At 77.3% G+C, this 278-nt stretch carries 1 pseudogene; it reads right to left on the bottom strand.

Annotated elements, in window-relative coordinates:
- Positions 1–25: 25 nt before the first annotated feature.
- Positions 26–278: pseudogene (locus GTW08_RS05720) on the bottom strand (DNA polymerase III subunit delta); the annotation flags it as partial.

Consider the following 278-nt stretch of genomic DNA (forward strand, 5'->3'; position numbering starts at 1 on the left):
TCGAGCGCTCGGGGGTCCGGCCGGGTCAGCGCGGGGTGCGCGCGGACACGACGGCCAGCACGGCCCGCTCCAATGCGTACCCCGCGTCCGCGGCGACGCCCTTGACGTCGGCGTTCACCCGCGCCGTCGCCGCGATGGCAACGGCGAGCTGCTCCGGGCGCCACTGCCGGACCGTCTGCTGCGCCTTGCGGATCTTCCAGGGCGGCATGCCCAGCTCCCCGGCCAGCCGGTTCGGGTCGCCCCGCCCGGCCGAGCCGACCTTGGCCAGGGTGCGCACC

It is taken from the genome of Pseudonocardia sp. SID8383 (assembly GCF_009864975.1).
Lineage (GTDB): Bacteria > Actinomycetota > Actinomycetes > Mycobacteriales > Pseudonocardiaceae > Pseudonocardia > Pseudonocardia alni.